Annotated in this window: 22 protein-coding genes and 1 pseudogene; 17 read left to right on the top strand and 6 right to left on the bottom strand. The window is 70.0% G+C overall.

The genetic code is table 11. The annotated features are described in order from the left end of the window. Nucleotides 1-62: 62 nt before the first annotated feature. Nucleotides 63-2,666 (bottom strand): LuxR C-terminal-related transcriptional regulator, encoded by a 2,604-nt coding sequence (locus FKR81_RS23295; RefSeq protein ID WP_146354352.1) that lies wholly within the window; start codon nucleotides 2,664-2,666, stop codon nucleotides 63-65. A gap of 59 nt (nucleotides 2,667-2,725) precedes the next feature. Here FKR81_RS23295 and FKR81_RS23290 point away from each other — a divergent pair, with 59 nt between their 5' ends. Genes FKR81_RS23290 through FKR81_RS23270 form a run of 5 tightly spaced genes read left to right on the top strand, consistent with a single transcriptional unit; the run spans nucleotide 2,726 to nucleotide 8,972 of the window. Then, nucleotides 2,726-4,384, top strand: a complete 1,659-nt coding sequence (locus FKR81_RS23290; RefSeq protein ID WP_146354350.1) for an alpha/beta fold hydrolase — start codon at nucleotides 2,726-2,728, stop codon at nucleotides 4,382-4,384. Between the two features lie 8 nt (nucleotides 4,385-4,392). Then, nucleotides 4,393-5,175 (top strand): poly(3-hydroxyalkanoate) depolymerase, encoded by a 783-nt coding sequence (gene phaZ, locus FKR81_RS23285; protein ID WP_235921716.1) that lies wholly within the window; start codon nucleotides 4,393-4,395, stop codon nucleotides 5,173-5,175. 12 nt (nucleotides 5,176-5,187) lie between these two features. Then, the gene (locus tag FKR81_RS23280) at nucleotides 5,188-6,669 is read left to right on the top strand and encodes a long-chain-fatty-acid--CoA ligase (RefSeq protein WP_146354346.1); all 1,482 of its coding nucleotides are present in this window, start codon (nucleotides 5,188-5,190) and stop codon (nucleotides 6,667-6,669) included. Next, nucleotides 6,666-7,856: an ABC transporter substrate-binding protein gene (locus tag FKR81_RS23275; protein WP_186763126.1), complete on the top strand. Its 1,191-nt coding sequence runs from the start codon at nucleotides 6,666-6,668 to the stop codon at nucleotides 7,854-7,856. The genes FKR81_RS23280 and FKR81_RS23275 overlap by 4 nt, the downstream gene beginning before the upstream one ends. Nucleotides 7,857-7,868: 12 nt before the next feature. Continuing rightward, nucleotides 7,869-8,972 (top strand): FAD-dependent oxidoreductase, encoded by a 1,104-nt coding sequence (locus FKR81_RS23270; RefSeq protein WP_146354342.1) that lies wholly within the window; start codon nucleotides 7,869-7,871, stop codon nucleotides 8,970-8,972. A gap of 88 nt (nucleotides 8,973-9,060) precedes the next feature. Here FKR81_RS23270 and FKR81_RS23265 read toward each other — a convergent pair whose 3' ends face one another. Continuing rightward, complete coding sequence (locus FKR81_RS23265; protein WP_146354340.1) at nucleotides 9,061-9,327, bottom strand: hypothetical protein; 267 nt, start codon at nucleotides 9,325-9,327, stop codon at nucleotides 9,061-9,063. A 32-nt stretch (nucleotides 9,328-9,359) separates the two neighbouring features. Between FKR81_RS23265 and FKR81_RS23260 the strand changes: the two genes are divergently transcribed. Further along, complete coding sequence (locus FKR81_RS23260; protein ID WP_146354338.1) at nucleotides 9,360-9,698, top strand: type 1 periplasmic-binding domain-containing protein; 339 nt, start codon at nucleotides 9,360-9,362, stop codon at nucleotides 9,696-9,698. 176 nt (nucleotides 9,699-9,874) lie between these two features. Here FKR81_RS23260 and FKR81_RS23255 read toward each other — a convergent pair whose 3' ends face one another. Continuing rightward, nucleotides 9,875-11,935: an NACHT domain-containing protein gene (locus FKR81_RS23255; protein ID WP_146354336.1), complete on the bottom strand. Its 2,061-nt coding sequence runs from the start codon at nucleotides 11,933-11,935 to the stop codon at nucleotides 9,875-9,877. 167 nt (nucleotides 11,936-12,102) lie between these two features. Here FKR81_RS23255 and FKR81_RS44390 point away from each other — a divergent pair, with 167 nt between their 5' ends. Then, the gene (locus FKR81_RS44390; protein ID WP_146354334.1) at nucleotides 12,103-12,321 is read left to right on the top strand and encodes a hypothetical protein; all 219 of its coding nucleotides are present in this window, start codon (nucleotides 12,103-12,105) and stop codon (nucleotides 12,319-12,321) included. 124 nt (nucleotides 12,322-12,445) lie between these two features. Beyond that, nucleotides 12,446-13,261: a hypothetical protein gene (locus tag FKR81_RS23245; RefSeq protein WP_146354332.1), complete on the top strand. Its 816-nt coding sequence runs from the start codon at nucleotides 12,446-12,448 to the stop codon at nucleotides 13,259-13,261. 9 nt (nucleotides 13,262-13,270) lie between these two features. On the opposite strand, the gene FKR81_RS23240 is transcribed toward FKR81_RS23245, so the two are convergent. Next, nucleotides 13,271-13,627 (bottom strand): hypothetical protein, encoded by a 357-nt coding sequence (locus FKR81_RS23240; protein ID WP_146354330.1) that lies wholly within the window; start codon nucleotides 13,625-13,627, stop codon nucleotides 13,271-13,273. 78 nt (nucleotides 13,628-13,705) lie between these two features. Beyond that, nucleotides 13,706-13,795, bottom strand: a pseudogene (locus FKR81_RS46030) (hypothetical protein); the annotation flags it as partial. Nucleotides 13,796-13,873: 78 nt separating this feature from the next. Here FKR81_RS46030 and FKR81_RS23235 point away from each other — a divergent pair. After that, nucleotides 13,874-14,035, top strand: a complete 162-nt coding sequence (locus FKR81_RS23235) for a hypothetical protein (protein WP_186763125.1) — start codon at nucleotides 13,874-13,876, stop codon at nucleotides 14,033-14,035. 146 nt (nucleotides 14,036-14,181) lie between these two features. On the opposite strand, the gene FKR81_RS23230 is transcribed toward FKR81_RS23235, so the two are convergent. Further along, nucleotides 14,182-14,838 carry a TetR/AcrR family transcriptional regulator gene (locus FKR81_RS23230; RefSeq protein WP_146354328.1) on the bottom strand — a complete coding sequence of 219 codons (657 nt, stop codon included), beginning with the start codon at nucleotides 14,836-14,838 and terminating at the stop codon, nucleotides 14,182-14,184. Nucleotides 14,839-14,971: 133 nt separating this feature from the next. Here FKR81_RS23230 and FKR81_RS23225 point away from each other — a divergent pair, with 133 nt between their 5' ends. Genes FKR81_RS23225 through FKR81_RS23190 form a run of 8 tightly spaced genes read left to right on the top strand, consistent with a single transcriptional unit; the run spans nucleotide 14,972 to nucleotide 23,973 of the window. Beyond that, a complete protein-coding gene (locus FKR81_RS23225) occupies nucleotides 14,972-16,105 on the top strand; it encodes a VOC family protein (RefSeq protein ID WP_146354326.1) in 1,134 nt (377 codons plus the stop codon). Next, nucleotides 16,102-17,052 carry a fumarylacetoacetate hydrolase family protein gene (locus tag FKR81_RS23220; RefSeq protein WP_146354324.1) on the top strand — a complete coding sequence of 317 codons (951 nt, stop codon included), beginning with the start codon at nucleotides 16,102-16,104 and terminating at the stop codon, nucleotides 17,050-17,052. The genes FKR81_RS23225 and FKR81_RS23220 overlap by 4 nt, the downstream gene beginning before the upstream one ends. Further along, on the top strand, nucleotides 17,049-18,893 hold the full coding sequence (locus tag FKR81_RS23215) for an acyl-CoA synthetase (RefSeq protein ID WP_146354322.1): 1,845 nt from the start codon (nucleotides 17,049-17,051) through the stop codon (nucleotides 18,891-18,893). The genes FKR81_RS23220 and FKR81_RS23215 overlap by 4 nt, the downstream gene beginning before the upstream one ends. Beyond that, entirely contained in the window at nucleotides 18,890-19,243 is a 354-nt protein-coding gene (locus tag FKR81_RS23210) for a DoxX family protein (RefSeq protein ID WP_146354320.1), read from the top strand. Before FKR81_RS23215 ends, FKR81_RS23210 begins: the two co-directional genes overlap by 4 nt. Then, nucleotides 19,240-20,772: a bifunctional 3-(3-hydroxy-phenyl)propionate/3-hydroxycinnamic acid hydroxylase MhpA gene (gene mhpA, locus FKR81_RS23205; RefSeq protein ID WP_146354318.1), complete on the top strand. Its 1,533-nt coding sequence runs from the start codon at nucleotides 19,240-19,242 to the stop codon at nucleotides 20,770-20,772. The genes FKR81_RS23210 and mhpA overlap by 4 nt, the downstream gene beginning before the upstream one ends. Beyond that, nucleotides 20,769-22,430: an alpha/beta fold hydrolase gene (locus tag FKR81_RS23200; RefSeq protein ID WP_146354316.1), complete on the top strand. Its 1,662-nt coding sequence runs from the start codon at nucleotides 20,769-20,771 to the stop codon at nucleotides 22,428-22,430. The genes mhpA and FKR81_RS23200 overlap by 4 nt, the downstream gene beginning before the upstream one ends. Continuing rightward, nucleotides 22,427-23,368, top strand: a complete 942-nt coding sequence (locus tag FKR81_RS23195) for an alpha/beta fold hydrolase (protein ID WP_146354314.1) — start codon at nucleotides 22,427-22,429, stop codon at nucleotides 23,366-23,368. The genes FKR81_RS23200 and FKR81_RS23195 overlap by 4 nt, the downstream gene beginning before the upstream one ends. After that, complete coding sequence (locus FKR81_RS23190; RefSeq protein WP_146354312.1) at nucleotides 23,365-23,973, top strand: DUF1269 domain-containing protein; 609 nt, start codon at nucleotides 23,365-23,367, stop codon at nucleotides 23,971-23,973. The genes FKR81_RS23195 and FKR81_RS23190 overlap by 4 nt, the downstream gene beginning before the upstream one ends. The last annotated feature ends 84 nt before the right edge of the window (nucleotides 23,974-24,057 follow it).

Here is a 24,057-nt window from a genome sequence, read left to right as displayed (position 1 = left end):
AGCGGGTTCTCCCCCGCTGCACGCGGGCACAACCCGTCCGTTCGGACGCGGCGCCGCGACTCCTACAGCAGGTGCAGCTCGCGTGCCCTCGCCACCGCCTCGGTGCGGTTGCGCACCTGGAGACGCCCGAAGATCTGGTTCAGGTGCCACTTGGTGGTGCCGACGGTGATGAACAGCTTCTCGGCCACCTCCCGGTTGGACATCCCGGTCGCGATCAGCGTCAGGATCCGCTGCTGGGTGTCCGTCAGCGTCTCCACCACTCCGATTCCCTCGACGGTCAGCAGCTCGGATGCGCGTGGCCGTGGTGCCGCGGCCGCGCGATCGAGCAGGTCGGCCACGAATCCAGGCGCGGTGGCGCGCACGTCGCGCAGCAGCGGAACCAGCGGCGCGCCCTCGTCGAGGAACGTCCTGCGGTACCCGTCCGGTGCAGCCAGCTCGACCGCGCCAGCGAGCAGCTCACGTGCCTGCGCCGCGTCGCCCAGCTCGTCGTGGGCGAGCGCGAGAACGGTGAGCATGCCGATGCGGGAACCGTCCCGGCCCTGCTCGACGGCCCGAGCGCACACGCCGGTCAGCGTGTCGACAGCTGAGCGCGGACGGTTCCGCGCCACCAGCAGCCGGGCCCGGACGAGCTGCTCGTAGTCCGAAGTGGACGGTTGGTCGATCTCCAGCAGCACCTGTTCGGCCGCCGCGACGTTGCCGGTGCGCAGGTGCAGCTCCGCGATCGTCGCGATCACCAGTGCGGTGCGGCGGTGGTCCTCCGCCGCGTCGGCCTGCCTGCGTGCGGCGAGCAGAGCGCGCAGGCCGTCGTCCGTCTCCCCGTGCACGACGTGCAGCCGGGCGAGGGTGCGCAGCCCGAGCAGCGTGTAGGAGGTCGTGCCGAGCTGCTCGCACCGGGCGATGCCGTCGACGAGCAGCTTCTTCGCGTCGTCCAGTTCGTCGCGTTCGTAGCGCAGGGTGCCGAGCGGCACCTCGGCCAAGCCTGCCATCGGCAGGCGCCTGCCAGCGACGACCGCGTGCGCATCCAGGGCTTCCTCGCACAGCAGGACAGCCTCGCGCATCCGTCCCTGCGCGTAGAGCAGCGGCGCGAGGTAGCCGGTGGCCTCCAGTGTGCTCAACGGGTTGCCGCTGCGTTCGCCCAGCCGCACGGCCGCCCGCAGCACCTCGATCGCGCCCCTGCGGTCGCCGGTGAGCCTGCGCGCCTGGCCGAGCACCCCCATGGCCGCGGCACGGAAGAACGACGTGCTGTCGCCGAGCAGGTCGAGCACCTCGCCTGCCAGCGCGGCCGCCGTCGCGGGCTCGCCCTGGGACAGCGCGAGGTAGGCCTGGAACGACAGCAGCATCGCCCGGTCCGGTGAGTCCGCGGGCATGCCCGCGTCGGCGATCCGGGCGAACGTCTCGGCTTCGTCGGCCCGGCCCGCCAGGTACAGCAGCCACCCCTTGAACCCGGCGAGGTCCGCGTGGCTGCGGACGGTCTCGCCGGGCAGCCGGTTCAACCAGCTCAGCAGGGACGCGAGCTCACCGCGGCGCACCTGGTCCTCGACCACCGACCGCACCGTGCGCACGGCCAGCTCGACGTCCCCCGCGGCGACGGCGTGCTTGATCGTCTCGGCGGGGAATTCGCGGTCGGCGAACCACGCCGCCGCCCGCGCGTGACAGCGGGCCGCCTGCACGGGATCCAGCTCCGAACGCAGGTAGTCGGCGAACAGCCCGTGGTAGCGGTGCCACTCGCCTGCCTCGTCGAGCGGGCCCAGGAACAGGTTGGCCCGCTCCAGCTCGCGGATCACCTGGTCGCTGTCGCGCCTGCCGGTGACCGCGTCGCACAACGACGGCGTCAGCCGGTCGAGCACCGAGGTGTGCAGCAGGAACTCGCGGACGTCGCCGGACTGGCCGCGGACGACCTCCGACGCGAGGTAGTCGAGCACGTACCGATCACCTGATCGGTACCAGACCGACGGCGCTGACATCGACGGCCCCGCGGCGGACGTGCCGTCCCGCACGCCGATGCCGAGCATCTGCAGGCCGGCCGCCCACCCCTCGGCGCGCCGGTGCAGTTCGAGCACGGTGCTCTCCCCCACCTCCGCGCCGATCACCGAACGGAGCAGTGCGGCCGCCTCGTCGGCGGAGAACCGCAGCTGGGCCGCGCCGATCTCGGCGACCAGCCCGCGGCCGCGCCACCGCGCCAGCGGCAGGTCCGGCTCCGAGCGGCCGACCAGGACGAGGTGCAGGCGTTGCGGGCAGTGGTCGACCAGGAAGCCGACGGCGTCGAGGATCTCCGGCTCGCCGATGGCGTGGAAGTCGTCCAGCACGAGCACCACGTCGTCCGTCGCCGCGGCGAGGTCGTTGACCAGCGCGGCGACCACCGCGGGCACCGACGTGCTCGACTCGAGCAGGGTCTGCGCGGTCTCGTCGGCGCGCACGGCCGCGATCAGGTAGTCGAGGAACCGGCCCGGCACGTCGTCGTCCTCGTCGAGGGTCAGCCAGGCCGACCGCACCGGCAGCTGCCGCGACCACGCGCTGACCAGCGTCGTCTTGCCGAACCCCGCCGGTGCGGTGACGAGCGTCAGCGGCCGGGTGAGCGCCCCGTCCAACCTGTGGAACAACCTCGCACGCGAGACCTGCCCCTGCCGCTCGGGCGGGGTGAGCAGTTTGGTGGCGACCAGCCGCACGTCTGGAAACCTAACTTTAGGCAGGGGCCATGACCAGCGGCGGATTCTAGCTTTGCCGCATGACCGCAGCCCCGGACGCCACAACCGATGTGATCGGCGGCCCCAACCCGGTCGTCGGCTTGCGCCGCAAGGACATCTTCGACTCGCTCGGCTCGGTGCTCACCGAGGCGGTCCGCAACTCCCGGCACACCGCGGACAGTCTCGGCAACCTGGTGAGCGCGACCGTCGACATCGTCCGCGGGAGAGCCGCGTTCCAGCCGGGTGCGAAGGACCGCCGGTTCGCCGACTCGGCCTGGTCCGAGAACTTCCTGTACCGCAGGCTGCTGCAGCTCTACCTCGCGGCGGACGCGGAGCTGGACAGCTGGCTCGCGGGTACCAGACTGTCCGAAGTGGACCGGGAGCGCGCGAGGTTCGTGCTGTCGCTCGTACTCGACGCGGTCGCGCCGAGCAACCTGCCGGTGAGCCCGGTGGCGATCAAGCGGTTCGTCGAGACCGGCGGCCTGAGCGCGGTCAGCGGGGTGCGGCAGCTGATCGCCGACGTCCGGCACAACGGCGGGCTGCCCCGCCAGGTCGACACCGAGAGCTTCACCCTCGGCGAGAACATCGCCACCACCGAGGGCGCCGTCGTGTTCCGCAACGAGGTCCTCGAGCTGATCCAGTACACCCCGCGCACCGACGAGGTGCGCCGCAGACCGGTGGTGATCACACCACCGCAGATCAACAAGTACTACGTGTTCGACCTGTCACCGGAGAAGAGCCTGGTCCGCTACGCGCTGGACACCGGTCACCAGGTCTTCGCGGTCAGCTGGCGCAACCCCACCACGGAGCACCGGAACTGGGACCTCGGCACCTACCTGTCCGCACTGGAGGAGGCGCTGGACGCGGTCTGCGCCATCACCCGCCAGCGGGACGTGAACCTCGTGGGCGCGTGCTCGGGCGGCATCACGTCCGTCGCGCTCGCCGCCTACCTGGCCGCCCGCGGCAGGCACCTCGTCCACGCGCTCACCCTGTACGTCAGTGTGTTCGACACCGCCGAGGACCGCACGCTCCTCGGCGTCTTCGCCAGCGAGGAGACCCTCGCCGCCGCGAAACGCCGGTCGCACGCGAGCGGCGTGCTCGACGGGCGGGAGCTGGGCCGGGTCTTCAGCCTGTTGCGCCCCAACGACCTCATCTGGTTCTACTGGGTCAACAACTACCTGCTCGGCAACAAGCCGCCCGCGTTCGACGTGCTGTACTGGAACAACGACACCACCCGCCTGCCCGCTGCGCTGCACGGGCAGCTGATCGACATCTACCGGGACAACTCGCTCGCCACACCCGGCGCGGTCGTGGTGAACGGCACCCCGATCGACCTCGGCAGGATCGACTGCGACACGTTCGTGCTGGCGGGCACGACGGACCACATCACGCCGTGGGAGGCCTGTCGCCGCTCATCGTCACGGCTCGGCGGCGAGGTCGAGTTCGTGCTGAGCAACTCCGGCCACGTCCAGAGCATCCTCAACCCGCCGGGCAATCCCAGGGCGTCCTACTACGTCAACGACGATGGCTCCACAAAGGACTGGCGGGCCGGCGCCACGAAGACGACGGGCAGCTGGTGGCCGCATTGGACCGACTGGCTCGGCACGCGGTCGGGTACCTGGAAGAAGGCGCCCAGGTCGCTCGGCAACCAGGCGCACGCACCGCTCGTGCCCGCCCCCGGCACGTACGTCCACGGATGAGGATGCGCGTGCGCGCTCTCCCGATCATGGTCGACACCCGAGCGGGGGAAGGGCCTCCTTTGGTGCTGTGCAACGGCATCGGCGCGAACCTCGAGCTGCTCGAACCGTTCGTGGACGCGCTCGATGCGCAGCAGGGGCGCCGGGTCCCGACGATCCGGTTCGACGTCCCCGGCGCGGGTGGATCGCCTGCGACCGTGCTGCCTCGCCGGATGCGCTGGCTGGCCGGGCTGCTGCGCGACCTGGTCGGGCGGCTCGGCCACGAGCAGGTCGACGTGCTCGGCATCTCCTGGGGTGGTGCGCTGGCGCAGGAGTTCGCGCGCCGCAACCCGGCGCTGTGCCGCCGCATCGTGCTGTGCGCCACCAGCATGGGCATGGCCATGGTGCCTGCCAGGCCCGAGGTGCTGCTCACGCTGGCCAGTCCCCTGCGGTACTTCCGCCCGTCGCGGATGCGGCTCCTCGGCGCGCGGACATACGGCGGCGGGTTCGGGCAGGACCCCGAACTCGCCGCCCGCTTCGCCAACGCCACCAGAGCACCCGGCGTGCGCGGCTACTACTGGCAGATCGTCGCGGGCGCCGGCTGGACCAGTGCGCACTACCTGCACCGGTTGCGCCAGCCGGTGCTGGTCGTGGCCGGCGACGACGACCCGATCATCCCGCTCGTCAACGCGCGGCTGATGGCCGGACTGCTGCGGGAGGGCACGCTGCACGTCGTCCGCGGCGGAGGCCACCTCGCCCTGCTCACCCACGCCGACGAACTCGCCCCGCTCGTGCACCGCTTTCTCGCTGAGTGAAAGGAATCCGCCGTGCTCAACCTCGCTCTGCTCCTCGAAGACAGCGCACAACGCCTGCCGGACCGGGACGCCGTCGTGCTCGGCGACGCCAGGTTGTCCTACGCGGCGGTCGACGCGGCGGCCAACCAGGTCGCGAACCTGCTCGTCGCCTCCGGTGTGCTCCCCGGCGACCGCGTAGCGGTGTCCTGCGTCAACGTCCCGCACTTCCCCATCGTCTACTTCGGAATCCTCAAGGCCGGCGCGGTCGTGGTGCCGTTGAACGTGCTGCTGAAGAGCCGGGAGATCGCCTACCACCTGCGGGACTCGGGAGCGAAGGCGTACTTCTGCTTCGAGGGCACCGCCGAGCTGCCGCTCGGTGCCGAGGGGCGGGCCGGGTTCGCCGACGTCCCGTCCTGCGAACACCTCTTCGCGATCGACTCGCACACGTGGAGCGACCGGCCCACCGACTTCGAGACCGCCGCGACCGAGGCGACCGACACCGCGGTGATCCTCTACACCAGCGGCACCACCGGGCAACCGAAGGGCGCGGAGCTCTCGCACGCCAACATGGTGCTCAACGCGGTGACCTGTCACCGCCTGTTCGGCGTGGTCGAGCACGACGTGCACCTGATCACCCTGCCGCTGTTCCACTCCTTCGGGCAGACCGTGCAGATGAACGCGGGCTTCGGCGCCGGAGCGACGCTCGTGCTGCTGCCCCGGTTCGACCCGGCGGAGGCGCTGGCCACCATGCAACGGGAGCGGGTGACGTTCTTCGCGGGCGTGCCGACCATGTACTGGGGTCTGCTGAACGCCGAAGCGTCCTTCGACCCCACCGACCTGCGCATGGCCGTGTCGGGCGGCGCCGCTCTTCCCGTCGAGATCATCGAGCAGGTGCGCGAGAGCTTCGGCGTGGAGATCCGCGAGGGGTACGGCCTGTCGGAGACGAGCCCGGTGGCCACGTTCAACCACCCCGGCCGCGAAGCGAAGCCCGGCTCGATCGGCCAGCCCGTGTGGGGCATCGAGCTCAAGTTGGTCGACGGCGACTGGAACGAGGTGCCCGACGGCGAGGCGGGCGAGATCGCCATCCGCGGCCACAACGTCATGAAGGGCTACCTCGGCCGCCATGACGCCACGGCCGAGGCGATCAGGGACGGCTGGTTCCGCACCGGCGACGTCGGCCGCCGCGACGCCGACGGCTACTACTACATCGTCGACCGGGCCAAGGACATGATCGTGCGCGGCGGGTTCAACGTCTACCCGCGCGAGCTCGAAGAAGTGATCATGACGCACTCCGGCGTGAGCCTGGTCGCGGTCGTCGGTGTCCCGCACGACAGCCACGGCGAAGAGGTCAAGGCCTATGTGATCCGCAAGCCCGACGCCGCGTTGACCGAGGACGCGCTCGTCGCGTGGTGCAAGGAGAACATGGCCGGCTACAAGTACCCGCGCGTCGTCGAGTTCCGCGACGCCCTGCCGATGACCGCCACGGGCAAGATCCTCAAGCGGGAGCTGCGGTGAGGGCCGCCACCGTCCTCACCGGTCTCCTGCTGCTGACCGCCTGCGGGACCGCGCACCACCAACCCGGCCTCCGCACGGGCCAGGGGGTTTCCGACACCACGATCGAACTGGGTGTGCTGTCCGACCTGAGCGGACCCTTCAAAGCGCAGGCGTCGGCCCGGACCTCCGGGTACGAACTGTTCGTCGCCGACCTCAACGCGAAGGGCGGTGTCTGCGGGCGGAAGGTCGTGCTGCGGGTCTCCGACCACGGCTACGACGTCGAACGGGCCATGGCCGCCTACTTCGAGCTGGAGCCCCAGGTGCTCGGCTTCCTCGACATCACCGGCGCGCCGATGACCGCGGCGATCGGTCCGGACCTCATGCAGAGCAGGGCGCTCGCCGCACCCGCGTCCTGGTCGGCGGCGCTGCTCGGCAATCCGCACATGATGGTCGTCGGCACGACCTACGACCTCGACGTGATCAACGGCCTCGACCACCTCCGCCAGGAAGGCGCGTTGCGCGAGGGGGCCGTGATCGGACACCTGCACCTGCTCGGCGACTACGGCGAGAACGCGTTGGAGGGCACCACCTTCTTCGCGGCTCAGTCCGGGATGACAGTGGCGTCCCAGTCGATCACCGCGACCACGAACGACGTCACGGCGCAGGTCGCCGCACTCAGAGCGGCCAAGGCCCAGGCGGTGGTGGTCACGACGACGGCGAGCCAGACGCAGCTCGCGATCGCCGCGGCGCAGAACTGGAACGTGCCCTTCCTGGTGCACGTCGTCGGCTACGACCCGGCGATCACGGACAGCCGCGTCCTCGTGATGTCGTCCACCGCGCCGCTGTCGGCCGACGTGCCCGGCGCGCGGTCCGCCGCCGAGGCGTTCCGGGCGAAGTACCCGGACGTGCGGCCGGCGGGACCCGTCGTCGACGGGTACGCGGTCGGGCTCGCGTTCACCGCCGTGCTCGACAAGGCCTGTCACACGGGCGATCTCACCAGGGAGGGTGTGCTGCGCGCGTTCCACGACACGAACGACGTCGACACGCTCGGCATCACCGCGCCGCTGCACTTCTCGCACACGGGCAGGCCGTCGAGCACGCAGTCGTACCTCAGCAAACCGGACTCCGCAGCGTCCGGCGGCCTGACCGTCGTGCGGCCGCTGTTCGAGTCACCGCTCGTGAAGCTCAAAGCGACCAAAGCGAAGTGAAGGAGACCCTGCATGAAGCCGCGAATCCTGGTGATCGGCGCGGGTGTGGTCGGGCTGACGACAGCGCTCTGCGCCCGCAGGGCCGGGTACGAGGTGGTGATCGCCGCCGACCGGTTCGCGCCCGACATCACGTCGGTGGTCGCCGGCGCGTTGTGGGAGTGGCCGCCCGCCGTGTGCGGGCACCACCGCGACGAGGTGTCGGTGGATCGGTCGAAGGCGTGGTGCCTGACCTCGTACCAGCGGTTCCAGCGATTAGCCGAGGACGCGCACAGCGGCGTGCACGTGCGGCCCGCGATCTTCTACTTCCGCGGCCCGATCGAGGACAACCCGGTCGAGCACCGCAAGATGCTCGAGCTCGCCACGCACGTCAGCGGCTTCCGGCGGGACCCCTCGCTCGCGGACGAGAACGGCGTCAGCCCGTCCGCGAAGGTCGCCGACGCCTACACCCACCTCGCTCCGATGATCGACACCGACGTGTACCTGCGCTGGCTGTACGGGCACGTCACCAGCGCCGGATGCGTCGTCGTGCGCACCCGCATCGAGGGTGATCTCGTCGCACAGCAACAGGGCCTGCTCGCGGCGTTCGGAGTGGACTTCATCGTCAACTGCGCCGGGCTGGGCGCGATCGAGCTCACCGGCGAGGCCATGTACCCGCTGCGCGGCGCGCTCGTGCACGCGCACAACGACGGCCGCACGATGCCGCGCATCACCCGCGCCCACCTGATGGCGCACGACGCGACCCTCGGCGGTCAGAACATGGTCTTCATCGTGCCGCGCGGCCGCTACCGGCTCGTACTCGGCGGGCTCGTGGAGCCGGACCAGTGGAACACGGACCTCACGCTGGACAACCACGCGCCGGTGCGCGAGATGCTGGCCCGGTGCCAGGAGTTCCTCCCCGCGCTGCGCGACGTCAGCCTGTGCGATGAGGGGACGGTGCGCACCGGGCTGCGGCCGATGCGGCGCCAAGGCGTCCGGCTCGGCCACCAGGCAGGCACTCGGATCCTGCACAACGTCGGTCACGGCGGCTCCGGCGTGACACTGTCCTGGGGATGCGCCGAGGAGGTCGTCCAGCTGCTCGACCACGTGTCCGTGGCGACCACGGCCATTCGTCCGTGAGCACGCGACACAGCTGGCCAATCGAACTCCAGGTGGTCACCCACGGATCGGACGAGGAGTTCGTGGTCGCGGCGGGTGCCTTGCGCCGTCAGACCATTGTTCGGCGCAGCAACCGGTGCGTGCGCCGGACCGCCGCCAGCCGCTCGTCGACGTTGATCGCCAGAGCGCGGACCACCGGATCATCGGGCCTATGGCGCCTGCGGATCTCGGCCAGCCGGTCATCCCCCAGGTGCCCATCCGGACTCGTGGTCATGTCGCAGCACCACAACGCGTCCCGGAGCCGTCCGCGATCGTCGCCGAACTCGGCCAGCCCGCTCGCCTCGGCCACCGCCACGGCACCGAAGTGGTGCGCCACACTGAACCCAGGAGTCCCTCTGCTACATCGACGTGATCAACGGACTCGACCACCTGTGCGGGGAGGGCGTGCTCCAGGACGGTGGCGTGATCGGCCACCTCTACCTGCCGGGCGACTACGGTGAGAACGCCTTGGAGGGCAGCAGGTTCGTCGCGAACCAGCTCGGCATGAGCGTGTCAGCTCGACCGGTGGCGAAGAACGCCGCCGAGCAGATCACCGCGCTCAAGGCGGCCAAGGCCCAGGTGGTCGTGCTGACGGCGACCGAGGCACAGACGCGGCAGGCTGTCGCGGCGCGCGTTCGACTGGAACGTGCGGTTCCTGGTGCACGTGGTCGGCTACGACCCGACGATCGCGGACGACTGGACCCGTGACCACATGGTCGTGGTGTTCGAAGCGAACTGGGGGGAGCCTCCGCCTCCCCGGCGCCCCGCCGACCCGTCCCGTCGATGCCGTACCCACCGGGATCCTGCGTCATCAACTCAGATGGCGATGTCACCGAGTAGCGCAGGCCTGGAAAAGCGCCGCTGGCCCCGGTAGGACCGCGCGTTCACGGCGGCGGTTGGTTGGCCGTCGGTACACCGGCGAGCCGGTCCTGCAGGGTCGCGTGCCGGAACTGGTAGATCGGGCCCACCGTGCGCAGCAAGTGACGTGACCTTGCATCCTCCATGAACCGGAGCAGACGGAGCGGAGTTCTGTGTCTCATGGCGAGGTAGGCCTGGGCCACCGCAGCGGTCGCGCTTTCCATGACCAACAGAGCTAACGCGAGCCCGGTAGCGACGCCGACAGCTAGTGCCCCGCCGAGGTTACCGGTGTCCGGCCTCACGATGAACGCGAGCGCGGTCAGGACGAAGACTACGAATCCAGTGGTGATCGCGGTCCCGATACCGGCCAGCAGATCATCGCGCCAGACACTCACGGGGTTGGCGGATGCGGTCTTGTGGAGAGGTGCGGTGGTGAGGCCGACCTGGAGCCAGGTCAGAATGCCGAATCCGACCCCGAACGCTATCCCGAGTGCGGCCCCTAGTTGGAGATTGGTGCCAAAACCGAATCCGGTCACGAGCCCGATCGTCAGTCCTGCTGCAAGCCGAGTGGGCTTGAGCAGCGATCGCCTGGTCGCACGGTCGAACTGGATCTTGAGAGGACCGGGATTGGTCACCAGTCCGATCGCGAGTCCGAAGGAGATCCCGGCGGTGACCGCCATTCCGATCCCGGCGTCCCGCCCGGATGCCAGCCCGAATCCGATGCCGGCCACCAGCCCGATCAGGAGCCCTGAAGTCAGTGTCATCAGGAGTTTGCGCGGAACCCAGGTCGCCGTTGCCCACCAGGCGAAGTCGCGTGTGTTGCGGTTCGTCAGCTGGCGGGCGATGAACGTCAGGGTCCGCTGAGCGGTGTCGAGGCTGTAGCGGGGCGGGGGATGTCCCGGTCGTGGGGCGTACGCGGCGGTAACGGCCTGGTCGAGGAGGTGGTCGACTATGCAGCCGGGCGTGGGGAACCGGGTGGTGTCGAGTAGATCGTCGACTGGTGCAGACACGGGGTAGGCGTCGCGCAGCAGTCGGACAGTCAGCGGTGTGGTCAGCGCCTGGGCGGCCGGACTGGTTGGAGCTACGGTGAGGCTGGTGGTCAACTGCTGCCAGGCGGGCGGAGCCGGCTCGGTCAGCGGCCGGAGCAGGTAGGTGGCGACGTCGACCGGGCGCAGCGGGAGGAGCTCGAGTGCGACCGCGCCGACCAGCCCCTGGTCGACCGCGGCAGCGACCAACTCGTGGGTGCGAGTGAGCAGCACCAGCCGGAAGTTGGCTTGCTCGCTCAATACGCGCAGCGCCACCGGCCGGGTCTCTTCTCGGATCTCGTCAAGGCCATCGAGGAAGACCGCAATGCGCCTGGCATGGAGCAGGTGGCGTACGCGCTCGGCACCACGGCGTCCCCGGAGCAGCGGACTGTCCGCCAGTTTGGCGGTCAGCCAGTCCTGGACCGAGGTTGTGCCGGGATCCCAGTCGGAGAGGGTGAACAACACGGGAATCGGGACCCGGCTGCGCTGGGCTAGGTCGAGTTGGTCGCGATAGCGGAGAGCGTCCAGCATCAGCAACACCGCTACCGAGGACTTCCCGGTACCAGGGCCGCCGACGAGGACCAGCCGTCCGGAGCCCAACCCGCCGTACACGCGGTGCAGTGCGCGCCGCGTGCCGCTCCGCAGTGCGCTGGCGGTGACCCGGTCGAGGCCTGGAAGTGGGTCGAACTGAGCCTGTCCGTCGCGAGAGCCGGTCGCCGCCGACGCAGGGCCTGCCACCGCGGTGGTGCAGCGTCGCCACCGGATCGGCAACGGTGTTGGTTGCAGAAGTCCTCGATCGATGGCGGCCTGCTCCCACTGGTCGCGCATCGCCATCGCCAGCCCGTCGGCCAGTTCGTCTATGTCAGGAGCCGGCGCCGGGATGAACGCCCGGACGACCAAGTCCCCGACCATGATCGCCAATCCCACCGCGGCGAGTACGAACTGGCCGAATCCACTGGCTTCGCTGCGAGCGGACGACTCCAGCAACGTTACCCGCACCACGGCCCAACCCAGACCTGCTGCCACCAACAGCCACGCCAGAACCAACAGCCGACGTCTCACCCTGTCACCATCGTCCGCGCTCGCCGCTTCGTGACATCCTCCGTCAGGCACCAGCGCCAACCTCCCGGAGGCGATCGGCGCGTGAAGTGCCTGCAAGGTACCGATCTTTGCCCCACCGCCAGTAACGGATGGACCGATCGTCGGCGATTGCGAAACCGAGGACAGCAGTGGCTGCGCGCACCCCAGTGGTCGGCACCAGCACGCGGGTCATCAACGCTGCTTTCCTGATACTCGACCGGATGGCTATCAGCCTCACAGATCTCCTGCAGGCGGATGCGCCACGTGCGGCCGCGCCCACGTTCGCGGTCTACATGCCGAATGTCTCGGACGCGGTCACCGACGGGTCACGGCACCTGCTAGAACGGCATCTTCGAAGAGTGTTGTGACCGGCCCATCGACGAACCCGCCTATATCGAGATCGAACAGCTCGTCCCGGCATGGTCGTGGCAGAGGGTCGTCGCATTCATGCTCGCCCCTGTCCTCCGACCAGCATCCCGGGTTGCAGACCGGATGACCATCACTCATCGCACCACAGGATGTGCGCGCGACCTCGTTATGCTGCTCACTTCCCACAGGGAGCGGGCGATGACTGTCGACGAAGGGCCAGGTGAGCAGACATCCTCGCCGGTGACGCTGTGTGTCAACGAGTTCGCCGGCTCCGTGGACGGTCCGGTGCTTCAAGTGGGCACGCTCCACGGTGGCGTTCACTTCCGGCGCGAGCGGGAACCTCTGGTGCCGCGGCAACTCCCGCCCGCACCGAAGCCGTTCACCGGCAGGGATTCCGAGCTGGCGGGTATCACTACTGCGGTGGACGAGGCGGCGGAGGCCGACGCCACGATGGTGATCTCGGCGATCGGCGGGCTCGCGGGTGTCAGCAAGACCTGCTTGGCACTGCAGTGGGCGCACCGCAACGCCGATCGCTTTCCCGACGGGCAGTTGTTCGTGGACCTGCGAGGTTTCAGCCCGACTGAGAAACCCGTGCAGCCGGCCGAGGCGGTGCGAGGGTTCCTGGACGCGTTGGGGGTGACCCCCGACAAGATCCCGGTGGATCCAGAGGCCCGGACAGGGCGGTACCGCAGCCTTGTCGCGGACCGGCGAATGCTGATCGTGCTGGACAACGCCCGTGACACTGATCAGGTGACCCCGCTGTTGCCAGGGAGCCCGAACCGCACGGTACTCGTCACGAGTCGTCGGTACCTGTCGGGGTTGGTCGCCAGCCACGCCGCGAAGCCCGTCGTCCTCAACCCGCTCACGGACGCCGAGGCTCATCAGCTGCTGGGGCCCGCCTGGGTGCTGAACGGCTGCCTGCCGAACCCGACGCGGTAGCGGAGTTGATCAAATGCTGTGCGGGGCTGCCGTTGGCACGTCGCCGAGCGAATCGATCATCGCGTACACCTCGGCCGCACTCCGCCCGGTCCGCCTCGGCGTCCCGTTCAGCTCGGCTTGAGCGGCCGCGTGCTGCTCCTGTGCCTTGTTGATCGCATCGACCAGCGCTGTCGGGTCAACGCCCGCCGCTATGGCGTCTTGGAATCGGCGCAGCTTTCCTTCCGCGTCTGCAAGCCGCTTCTTGACGGCCGCACGATCTTTCGTCCCTGCGTTTTCGTCGTCCTGCGATGCCACGAGCGCAGACACTGTGCTGTCGAGGTTCGCGCGGTCGAACAGTCCATCAATCCACTTGTTGAACCGGTCCATTGCCGCAACCTCACGCAGGTACACGTTTGGTGGGTGCCCCTTCAGCGCGGACGAGCCAGGCACCATCGTTCGCGCGGCACAGCGGTAGTACGTCCGAGGACCGCGCGGCGTGCCCTCCATTCGCCGCGTGCAATACGAGCACTTCACCCGCCCACGTAGCGGGTACACCCGCTTGGTCCGCTTCAGGCCTCTTTCCAGCTTCTTCCCTGCGCTGAAGCCGCCCGCCCCTCGTGATCGCCGGAGCAATTGCGCCTGATCCCGCACCACGAGCGCAGGCTGGACGACGAGATCATCCAGCGCTACGGCCCCGGCCGCGAACTCTCCGAGGCATGGCGGCCGTTCCGCACCTGGGCCGCCGTCCACCTGCGCACCCTGCGCGAGGAACGCACCCACGAGATTGGTCCTTGATGCCGCCCTCACCCGAGGACTGATGCGGCGGCCGTCGGCGAGTCGAAGAAGTGCAGGCGGTCCAGCCGCACTGCAGCAGTGGTCCCTGCTCGCGCCGCGGTCGTGCAGCGGAAGCTCGCGGACGGCAGCGGCCCGCGGTAGCCGAGTCAGGCGACGCTGTCTCGCCGAGGCACGTCGTCCGGGTCGGGCAGCGGGCGTTGACAGATGTCGTGCGCCTCGTCGGCGGGAACGCCGAACATGCGGAGCAGGTCCTCGGTGATGAGGTCGGCCGCCTCCAGGTCGTCACGGTCTGGGTGGTCGTGCAGCAACTGGCCGAGGGTGAGAGTCGCGCCCGTGGCGACGGCGAGAGCAAGATCCAGGTCGCGGACGGCGGCGAACCTGCCCGCGTGCACGGCCGCTTCGATGTCGCGGCGCGCGCGGCGGGCCAGGCCCTGGTCGGAGCCGGCCAGCGCCAGGCCGTTGTGCAGCAGGACCTTGCTGAGCTCGGGTTGCCTGCGGTGCAGCCGCCCGACGAGCCGGAAGCTGCGCGCGAACGCCTCCGCAGGGTCGTCCAGGTCAGCGGTGAGGGCGTCGAGCGCGTCGCCGAACGTCTCGAGGGCATCTTCGACGGCGGCCTGGAAGAGCTGTTCCTTCGTCTCGAAGTAGTTGTAGAACGACCCCATTCCGACATCGGCGATCTGGGTGATCTCCAGGATCGGAACGGTCGTCCTGCCCTCCGCGATGCAGGCCTGAGCAGCGCGGACAAGGGCCGCACGGGTGCGCGCCTTGCGGCGGTCAACGCGGTTGCCCGCCTGCTCCGTCATGTCCGTCCACCCTCCCGTTGGCCACTGCGCCCTCCATCCTAACTCAACGTCAAGACTGACGAATTCATCAGAACGTCTTGACTGAGGATGTAGTCAGGGGTGATGATTTCGTCATCTTTGAAGGGAGCGCTCGATGAGCGACCACCACGACCCCCACACCGGCCTGCACAGCGAGCAGGGCGCCCTGGCGGGCGAGCATCCGGGGCGCGTGTCCGACCCGATCGTCAAGGTGCACGACCTCGCGTGGCTGGAGTTCGAGAAGCCCGACCTGACCAAGGCTGAGTTGTTCGCGCACGCCTTCGGGTTCACCACATCGGTGCGCACGGTGGACGAGCTGCACCTGCGCGGCACCGACCTGGGCGCGCCCTGTGTGCTGATCCGCCGCGGCCGGCGGTCGGCGTTCGTGGGGCCCGCCTTCCGTGCCGCCGACTCGACCGACGTGGTCAAGCTCGCCGACGCGACCGGGCGGAAGGCGGCGAAACTGCCGGAGAGCCTGGGCGGACTGGCCGTCGACCTGGTCGACCCGAGCGGACTGCGGGTGCGCGTCGTCTCCGACACCCACGAGCTCGCTGCGCAACCGGCGCAGGAGCCGCTCACGTTCAACTTCGGCCACGCCGCCGTCCGGGCCAATGCCGCGCAGCGGCCGGTGCGCGAGCCGGCGAGGGTGCAGCGGCTCGGGCACGTGGTGTGGCAGACGACCAAGTACCGGGAAACCCTCGACTGGTACCTGCGGCACCTCGGGCTGATCGTCAGCGACTTCCTCTACTACCCCGGCCAGCGCGAGCGGGGTCCGGTGATGAGCTTCATCCGCTGCGACCGCGGCGCCACTCCGACCGACCACCACACGCTGGCACTGGCTCTCGGCCCGGCGAACCGGTACGTGCACTCGGCTTACCAGGTCGCCGACCTGGACTCACTCGCGGCGGGCGGCGAATACCTGCGCGAGCACGGCTACCACCACTCGTGGGGCATCGGCAGACACATCCAGGGCAGCCAGATCTTCGACTACTGGCGCGACCCGGACGGGTTCATGGTCGAGCACTTCAGCGACGGCGACCTGTTCGACAACGCCCTCGACCCCGGCTGGGCGCCGATGAAGGCCTCCGGCCTGGCCCAGTGGGGTCCGCCTGCCACCAAGGACTTCCTCGGCATCAAGCCGGGCCCCCAGGCACTGCGGGAACTCCGCACCGTCGTCAACGCCCTGCGCCAGGACAACGAGTTCGACTTCGAGCGCCTGCGCGGCCTTCTGAAAGTAGCCACCTCATGACCACCTCAGTGCTCCGCACCGCCGGAAAAGACGCTGCCTGGTACGTGACCACCCCGCGCGGCGCCGCCAAGATCGACACCACGGCGCGGACCACCGCGAAGCTCCTTGCCGACCGGCGGGCGATCAGCGCCGCGGCGTCGAGCGACGACACCGTGCCGGTCGGTTCGCTCGACCTGGTCTCCCCGGTGACCGCGCCGTGCCGGGTGGTCGCGCAGATGACCAACTACGCCTCGCACGTCCGAGACGCCGGGATGAACCCCGAGACCGTGCCGCTGACCTTCTTCCGCAAGTCCTCCGGCTCGATCAGCGGGCCGTTCGACGACGTCGTCAAGCCCGCCCACGTGCGGCTGCTGGACTACGAGGTGGAGATCGGGCTGGTCATCGGCAGGGAGTTGCCGGTGGGCACCGAGATCACCGAGGACGACCTGGCCGACTGCGTCGCCGGGCTGGTGGTCACCAACGACATCTCCGCCCGTGACCTGCAACTGCCCAAGACGCAGTTCTACGAGTCGAAGTCCTATCCGACCTTCACCCCGGCCGGCCCCGCCCTGGTGCTGCTGGACGCCGACGAGCTCAAACGGTTCACCGACTTGCGGCTGCGACTGTCCGTCAACGGCGAGGTCCGGCAGGACATGGCCGTCGGCGCCGACATGATCTACCGGCCCGCGCAGGCGCTGACCGCGCTGGCTCGCTTCCAGCGCCTCGACGCCGGGGACCTGGTGCTCACCGGCACCCCGGCCGGCACCGCGCTGTCGGCCCCACCCAAGCCGATGGAGATCATCGGGTCGCTGCTGCCGCCGGCGACGAAGTGGAAGCTGTTCTTCAAACGCCAGGCGCGCAACGCGAAGTACCTGGCCGACGGCGACGTCATCGAAGCCGGCGTCGCCACCGGCGACGGCGCGATCGACCTCGGTGCCCAGCGCACGGTCGTGAGGTACTCGACATGAGCGCCGACCTGCTCTGGCCTCGGTACGACTCCCCCGCCGATCTGGCCGCGATCGAGGCCGTTCCACTGGCCGAGCGAGGCCTGCCGGAGTCGACCTACGCGTTGCTCACCCGTGCCGCGACGCTCTGGCCCGACCGCACCGCGATCTCCGTGCTGCCCGAGGCCGCCCGCTGGCAGAAGCCGGAATCACGCACGTTCGCCGAGCTGCTCGCCGACGTGCACCGCTACGCCAACCTGCTACGCCGCCTGGGGATTCGGCGTGCGGACGCGGTCGCGCTGATCGCGCCGAACTGCGCCGAGCTGATCACCGCGACCCTGGCCGCACAGCTGGCGGGCGTCGCGGCACCGGTGAACGGCGCGCTGTCCCGGTCGCACATCGCCGAGTTGCTCCACCGGTCCGGCGCCCGCGTGCTGATCACCGCCGGGCCGGAGCTCGCCCCCGAGGTCTGGTACGCCGCGCGGCACCTGGCAGACGGGCTGGACGCGATCCTGGTCCTGCGTCCCACCGGGGCCACCGGCGCCGCGGTGCCGCTGCCCGTGATGGACGGTGTGCGGGTTGGCTACCTCAGCGAGCTGGCCGTGGCCGAGGGTGCGGTCGCCTTCGCGGGCGAGCCGCCGCAATCCACCGACCTCGCCGCGTTCTTCCACACCGGCGGCACCACCGGTGCCCCGAAGCTGGCCGCGCACACGCACGGCAACGAGGTCGCCGACGCGTGGATGCTGGCCGCGAACTCGCTGTTCGACACCGACTCCGTCATCTTCGGCGCTCTGCCGCTCTTCCACGTCAACGCGCTCGTGGTCACCCTGCTCGCGCCACTGTTCAAGGGGCAGCAGGTGGTCTGGGCCGGGCCGCTGGGCTACCGCGATCCCTCTCTGTTCGCCGAGTTCTGGCGGATCGTCGAGCACTACCGGATCTCCTCCATGAGCGCGGTGCCCACGGTGTACGCCACGCTCGCCCTGGCACCGGTGGACGCCGACATCAGCAGCCTGCGCTTCGCCATGGTCGGCGCCTCCCCCCTGCCCGCCGCCGTGCGGGCGAATTTCGAGAGCCACACCGGCGTCCCGCTGCTCGAGGGCTACGGCCTCACCGAAGCCACCTGCGCCAGCGCGCGCAGCTTCCCCGACGCGCCCCGGCCGGGGTCCGTTGGCCAGCGGCTGCCGTATCAACGCATGAAGGTCGTTCACGGCGTGCTCATGATCAGCGGGCCGACGGTCTTCCCCGGCTACCTCGCCGGCCGCGACGTTGACGGGTACGTGCTGGACGGCATGGGCAAGCTGGTCGACGGCTGGCTCGACACAGGTGACCTCGCCGACGTCGACGACGAGGGCTTCGTCCACCTGTCCGGCAGGGCCAAGGACCTGATCATCCGCGGCGGCCACAACATCGACCCCGCGCTCATCGAGGACGCGCTGCTCGCGCACCCGCAGGTCACCGCCGCTGGGGCGGTTGGGCGGCCGGACATCCACGCGGGCGAGGTGCCGGTGGTCTACGTGACCGTCGTGCCCGGCGCCTCGGTCACCGAGGAGGACCTGCTCGCCTGGGCCGCCGCCCGTGTACCTGAGCGCGCCGCGGTGCCGAAGGCCGTCACGGTGCTCGACGCGCTGCCGGTCACCGCCGTGGGCAAGCCGTTCAAGCTCGGCCTGCGCGCCCACGCCACCCGTCGGGCCGTCACCGACGCCCTCGCCGCGATCCGGGGAGCCGAGGTCGACACGCGCATCGAGGACGGCTCCGTCGTCGCGACGGTGACCATCCCTGCGGCCTGCGACCAGACCGCCGTAACAGCCGCGCTCGGCGCCTACGCCGTGCGCTGGAACCTCCGACTCACCGAGGAAGTCTCATGAACCTGGTCATCGGCCTCGCCGCCGTCATCGTGTTGATCTTCGCCGTGCTCGGGCTGGCCAAGGTGGTCGCACTCGCACCAATGCGCGCACTGGCCACCGAGGCTGGGATGTCGGTCGAGGCTTACCGCGGCATCGGGACCCTCGAGCTCGCCGGCGCCATCGGGGTGGCGCTCGGCCCGGTCGTGCCGCTGCTGGGTGGCCTGGCCGGTGCGGGCCTGCTGGCCCTGCTCGCCGGGGCCGTGATCACCCACCTTCGCAAGGGCGACGGCCCGCGCAAGTTCGCGCCCGCACTGGTGTGCGCGGTGCTGGTCGCCGGCTACCTGGTGGCGCTGTTCCAGGCCGTGTCGTGACACCGCGGGTTCCGGTGGTCGTGGTCGGCGCGGGCCCGACCGGGATGACCGCCGCGACACTGCTCGCCCAGCACGGTGTCGAGTGCCTGGTTCTGGACCGATGGGAGTCGATCTACCCGCAGCCCCGCGCGGTGCACCTGGACGACGAGACCTACCGCATCCTCGCCCGGCTCGGACTTCGCGAGGAGTTCGCCGCCATCTCGTGGCCGTGCCACGGTCTTCGCCTCATCGACCCGAGCATGCGGGTACTCGCCGAGTTCCAGCGCGGCGCTGAAGCCGGGCGGCACGGTTACCCCGAGGCGAACATGTTCGACCAGCCCGAGCTGGAACGCCTGCTGCGCACCAACCTCAAGCGACACGCCACCGTCACGCTGCGGTGCAACACCGAGGTCACCACGGTCGCACAGGACGGCCCCGGACCCGTCCGGGTCGACTTCACCGACCGGGACAGCGGCACGCGCGGCTCGGTGCTCGCCGACTACGTCCTGGGCTGCGACGGAGCCAACAGCCTGGTCCGGGACGCGATCGGCGCCACCATGCACGATCTGCGGTTCGAGCAGCGGTGGCTGGTGGTCGACGTGGCCACCGAGGCCGACCTCCGCGAGTGGGAGGGTGTGCACCAGGTGTGCGACCCGAACCGGGCCGCGACCTACATGCGCGTCGGCCGCCACCGCTACCGCTGGGAGTTCCGCCTCCGCCAGGGTGAAACCGCCGACGACTACCGCGACATCGGCCACCTGCACCCGCTGCTCGCACCGTGGACCGGGGACATTCCGGTCGAGGCGCTGGAGATCGTCCGGATCGCCGAGTACACCTTCCGTGCGCGGCTCGCCGACCGGTGGCGCGACCGCCGACTGTTCCTGCTCGGCGACGCCGCCCACCTGACACCCCCCTTCATCGGACAGGGCCTGTGCGCCGGGCTCCGCGACGCCGCCAACCTCGCGTGGAAGCTCGCCGGAGTGCTCGACGGCAGCTTGCCGCAGCACGCGCTGGACAGCTACCAGGCCGAACGCAAGCCGCACGCACACGCCATGATCGGGCTGGCCAAGCTCATCGGGACGGCCATGACTCGAGGCGGCAAACCCGGCAACGTCCTGCGCCGGCTCGTCGTGCCTCTGCTGGCCCGGATGCCCCGCCTTCGCCGGATCGTCCTGGACAGCGAAACCCCGGCCCTGCACCGGTCCGGCCTCGTCGTCCGGCCACGCCTGCGCCGGACCCTCGCCGGCCGGCTGTGCCCCAACGCCGCCCTCGACGACGGGCGTCGCCTCGACGAGATCGTCGCAGGCCGGTTCGCCGTGATCACGGCCAGCCCGGCGTCCCCTGCCCAGCACGCCGAGGCGGAGAGACGCGGCGGACTGTGCATCGCCGCCCCCGCCGGCACGGACCTGCACCACTGGCTGCGCCGGGGGCACGCGCAGGCCGTCGTCGTCCGGCCGGACGGCACGGTCCTGCGAGCCGGGCGCGACCTGACCGAACTCTGCGCCACCCTCCCCCGCTTCGGCGCATTCGTCCGAGGAGATCGCCCGTGAGCAGCCCCGAGATCGCGGCCGACGCCGTCGGCGGCCCCAATCCCATCGTCGGGTTCCGGCGCAAGGACGTCGTCGACTCGCTGCGCTCGGTCGTCGTCGAGGCCGTGCGGCACCCGTCGCACACCGCGAGCAGCCTGCGCCACCTGGCCACGACCGCGGTCGACGTCGTCCGCGGACGCGGCGCGCTGACGCCCGGCGCCAAGGACCGCCGGTTCACCGATTCCGCATGGACGCAGAACTTCCTCTACCGCAGGCTTCTCGGCGTCTACCTGGCCACCGAGGCCGAGCTGGACGACTGGCTCGCGGGCACGGGCCTGTCCGCAGTGGACCGTGAACGAGCGAAATTCGTGCTGTCCCTGCTACTCGACGCCGTTGCGCCGAGCAACCTCCCGGTGAACCCGGCCGCGATCAAGACGTTCATCGACACCGGCGGCGAGAGCGCCGTGGAAGGCGTACGGCACTTCGTCGGCGACCTCCGGCACAACGGGGCGTTCCCCAGCCAGGTCGACACCGAGCAGTTCACCGTCGGCGGCAACCTCGCCACCACCGAGGGATCCGTGGTGTTCCGCAACGACGTGCTGGAGCTCATCCAGTACCGGCCGCGCACCAAGCTCGTGCAGGCGCGGCCGCTGCTCATCGCACCCCCGCAGATCAACAAGTTCTACGTCTTCGACCTCTCACCGGAGAAGAGCCTCGTCCGGTACGCGCTGGAGATGGGCTTCCAGGTCTTCATGATCAGCTGGCACAACCCGACCGCCGACCACCGCGACTGGGACCTCGCCACCTACCTCACCGCGACGGAAGAGGCGATCGACGCGGTCCGCGCGATCACCAAGAGCCCTGACGTCAACCTGACGGGCGCCTGCTCGGGCGGCATCACAGCGGTATCACTCGCCGCACACCTCACCGCACGAGGGAAGCCCGTGATCAACTCGCTGACTCTGTTGGTGAGCGTCTTCGACATGGCCGAGGACAAGACCCCGCTCGGCGCGTTCGCGAGCGAGGAGACCCTCGCCGCCGCCAAGCGCCACTCGCACGTGCGCGGCGTGCTCGACGGGCGCGACCTCGCCAAGGTGTTCAACCTGTTGCGCCCCAACGATCTCATCTGGACCTACTGGGTGAACAACTACCTGCTCGGCAACAGGCCGCCTGCCTTCGACATCCTGTACTGGAACAACGACACCACCCGGCTGCCCGCCGCGTTCCACGGCCAGCTCATCGACATCTACCGCGACAACTCCCTCGCCCGCCCGGACGAGGTCGTCGTCAACGGCACACCACTGAACCTCGGCAAGATCACCGCGGACGCGTTCGTCATGGCAGGCACGACCGACCACATCACGCCGTGGGACGCCTGCTACCGCTCGGCCCAGCGGCTCGGCGGGAACGTCGAGTTCGCGCTCAGCAACTCGGGGCACATCCAGAGCATCCTCAACCCTCCCAGCAACTCGAAGGCGAGCTACTACGTCAACCCCGACCGGCCGGAGTCGGTACAGGAGTGGCAGCACGGTTCGTCCAAAGTGGACGGGAGCTGGTGGCCTCGCTGGGTGGAGTGGCTCACTGAGCGGTCCGGCGAGCTCGTCGCGGCACCGGCGAAGCTCGGAAGTCGCCGGTACGCCCCGATCGAGGCTGCGCCCGGCAGCTACGTGCTGGGATGAACGCGTTCCACGGGCCGCGATGGGTGCACGGGACGTGCCTGAACGTCGACGTCCAGCCCGGCGAGGGCACACCGCTGTTGCTGTGCAACGGCATCGGGGCGAACCTCGAACTCCTGCAGCCGGTGGTCGACGACCTGCGCGCCCGGCCGGGCAGGCGGATACCGGTGATCCGGTTCGACATGCCGGGAGCCGGCGGCTCGCCGGCCACGCGGTTGCCCCGGCGGATGCCGCGGCTCGCCCGGATGCTGGCCGACCTGGTGACGGACCTCGGTTACGACGAGGTCGACGTGCTCGGCATCTCGTGGGGTGGCGCGCTGGCCCAGGAGTTCGCGTACCGCAACCCGTCGCTGTGCCGCCGGGTCGTGCTGTGTGCCACCAGCATGGGCATGGTGATGATCCCCGCGAGGCCCTCGGTGCTGCTGACCCTCGCGAGCCCGTTGCGCTACTTCGGCCCCCGGCACATGCACGAGACCGGGCGGCGAATCTACGGCGGCGGGTTCGGCTCAGACCCCGGCTTCGCGGCGCGGTTCGCCATGCACACCAGGGCACCCGACCCGGTCGGCTACTACTGGCAGATCGCCGCCAGCGTCGGCTGGACCAGCGTCCACTACCTGCCTCGGCTGCCGCAGCGGGTGCTGCTCGTAGCGAGCGACGACGACCCGATCATCCCGACCGTCAATGCCCACCTCATGGCCCGGTTGCTGCGGCACGGCCGCGTTCACATCGTGCGCGGCGGCGGACACCTCGCCCTGCTGACTCACGCGGACGAGGTCGTCCCCCTCATCCACGACTTCCTCACGGACGGAGAACGACGTGCTGAACCTCCACCTGTCCCCCCAGAGCCGCGCGACCCGCGCACAGGTCCGCCTGACGGCGACAACCCCGTCGTCCTGATGACGGACATCAGAATCCCCCACCGACAAGGAGACATCCTGTGACCATCACCGAATCCGTTGTCCTCATTCGCTTTCCGGAGTCCGGCCACGCATACCAGGCACTGAGCGCACTGCGGAGCCTGGACGAGAGCCTCACCAGCCTGCAGGTGCGCGGTGCTGCCGTGGCCGAACGCAGGCCCGATGGCACTCTGCACGTCCCGGAGCAGAGCGACGACACCATCAGCACCGGTACCGCCACGGGCGGGCTGATCGGCATGCTGTTCGGCGTGCTGGGCGGCCCGCTGGGCTTGCTGCTCGGCTTCAGCACCGGCGCCCTGGTCGGCGGCGTGTTCGACCTCGACCGGGCGACCAGTGTGGACGGCGCACTGGCGTTGCTGTCCGCGCAGATCACGCCCGGCAGCACCGTTGTGATCGTCGAGGCGGTCGAGACCACCCCCGAGCCGCTCGACCAGCTCGCCGCCCGGTTCGACGCGACCATCGAGCGTCAGCCCACCGCACAGGTCGCCGCAGAGGTCGAAGCCGCCGCATCCGCGGCAGAGGCGGCACAGAAGGAAGCCAACCGCGTGCTGCGCGAGCGCAAGCGCGCCGAGATCCGCGCCAAGATCGACGAGAAGGTCGAGACAGTCAAGGAGAAGCTGCACCGCTGATCCGCGACCGCGAGGAGGCATCACGTGGCCTCGAGGCGACGAATCCGGCCCGGACAGCGCGGGCCGGATTCTCGCGGCGGGCAC

The organism is Lentzea tibetensis, from assembly GCF_007845675.1.
Lineage (GTDB): Bacteria > Actinomycetota > Actinomycetes > Mycobacteriales > Pseudonocardiaceae > Lentzea > Lentzea tibetensis.
This window is presented reverse-complemented; position numbering and strand designations above follow the sequence as displayed.